Origin of the sequence: Prevotella sp., from assembly GCF_036570325.1 — a bacterium.
Lineage (GTDB): Bacteria > Bacteroidota > Bacteroidia > Bacteroidales > Bacteroidaceae > Prevotella.
The window spans coordinates 1-2,192 of record NZ_DATCYK010000068.1 but is presented as its reverse complement, the minus strand read 5'-3'; the positions used below and the strand labels follow the sequence as shown (position 1 = coordinate 2,192).

Genomic DNA, 2,192 nt, shown 5'->3' with positions numbered 1-2,192 from the left:
CGTAATAAATACGATTCATCTGCACGGTCATTTCATAGGCGCCACGCTCTATACCTTCCTGATAGTAGCGGCTTACGCCCGCCAACTCTTTCGTGTCGGCTACTTTTCCAAGCATAGCGTCACCCACGAGGTCGGCACCCGACAAACGCAATGCCTTCTCCGCGAATGTCTTTGCGTCGGCACGGCTGATGGTACGCCATGCCGGCTGCAAATGGAAATTACGCTTAGTCACATCCACATTCTCCGGATCCACAAAGTTAGGACCTGTCATAAGTTCTCCATTATCATCATCCAACGCCACATTGTGATTAGCGTCATCATCCGCGGCGGGATGGTTCGTGATGGCGTTATATGAGAGTGAAGGCGTTGCCGTTGAGCTTATCTCATATTGAGTGCCCGTACCCTTATTGTCTTTCCAAATAAGCGAGTTATGCAGTTCGCTGGTGTACTTGGTCGTTACATGCGTATTCTCATCCTCATACGTATAGGCCGACTCACTTAACTTCACGTGGCCGCCATTCAGCGCAAAAGTACTATTAATAACCTTTGTGTCAACTGCTTCCAGTGGATTACCCGTGTTACTATGGAATACACTGTTATAGATTAACGCTTCGCCGCCTCCCTTGGCTATCGATACTGCCGGCACATCGGCCGCGGCGCCGTTTTGTAGGAACACACAATTGCGGATTGTCAATTTGGGTGTACCGTCATCAGGAGGCAGGAGCAATTTATCCGTAGTTTTCTTTTTATCCGCATCCGACAAGAACTGTTGTTTGTAGTAGATAGCCGCACCACCTGAATTAGTACCTGACGACGAAGCCAAGCTATTGATAAACGTCAGACCGTCAAAGGTAATGGGCACCGCATGATGTGTAGGTACCGTCTGACGCGAACTACTTTCCTTACCCGATTGTGAAGTCGAACGTTGCTCTGTATCTACAATATAAAATAGATGCTTATGATCTGAAACCCCGCCTCGAGATACAGACTTCAGTACAACAGGATACTGCTCAATATCCCTTTCTCCTTCCACATCTTGACTGAAACCTCCTTGAATCGTAAGACTTCTTACACCATAAGCCGTACCCGTCCCTATCTGTGACTTCAACAAAACGTTCTCTGTATTCTCTGTAATATAAATTTGGAAGCCTTGATTATTGTCAGCCAACTGATAAACCGGACTGTAGGTTCCTTCCATGATATTGATGAACTTAGGCTTATCGTTTCGACTAAGCAACAATGTTTCTATGGCGCGCTGCAAGTCACTGGTCGGTGTGTCCCATGTACGTCCGTCATTACCTGCTTCGATATTCTCATTTGCCGACACCCAAAGCGTATCTATTTCTCCTCCTTCGATGTCAAGCGTCGCATGCTGGTACTCATATAAGCCCATATCTATATAAACCTTATCAGCGGTTATCAATGGGTCTTTCGCTATACGATACATTGGCTGACGTCCGCCCTCTCTATAATTTAAGTAAGTTTCACTACCAATAGGCGCCAATGTTAGATTATACATGTTTTTAAAACCGTCAGCGACAACCTTATACAAGCCACCACCCTTGAATGAGTTTCCTTCTTTCACATAGTCCTTATTGACCTGATCCAAATATCCCCACCCACTATCAGCCAATCTGTTCACACGCGCTATCATCCAGTTAGCACTCTGCATAAAGCCCTCTACACCTGCTAAGTTTGATGGCAATACAAAGTTAGGACCTTCTACCGCGTCATTATTTTCATCAAGAATGATATTCTGATTATACTGCGTACCATCTTTCTTCAAAGTCGCCGCTATGCTCTGCGGATCATTATTATAAGCCAAATGGCGGAACTCATCCGCAGCCCCATGAACCACGGGTAAACAACGTCCCTCCTCATAAGCACTATAGAAAGAGGAGGCTACATTATCTGTGCCTAAGTTTACAATATGTATATTCTCAGAGTTAGTGCCTGCATTACCCGTAATTTGATTCCCCCAAAAGATGGAGTTGACATTGAAATGCTTTGTATGGTCTGGTGTATTGGCTACAGTATTGAATATAGCGGGATAAGCCACCGACTTATTACGCACAAGGTTACAGTTGAGTACGTGAACAGCCGCTTCATCTCCTGCCCAAATCACACCACCGTAGCCTTGATACTCAACCGCCTTGTCATTCTTAGGTTTCTGTTGGGTAATCTCCTCGGGT

Annotated in this window: 1 protein-coding gene; it reads right to left on the bottom strand. The window is 45.6% G+C overall.

The genetic code is table 11. The features are described 5' to 3' along the window. A partial coding sequence (locus tag VIR50_RS08090; protein ID WP_331934635.1) for a hypothetical protein occupies positions 1–2,192 on the bottom strand: 2,192 nt, incomplete at both ends.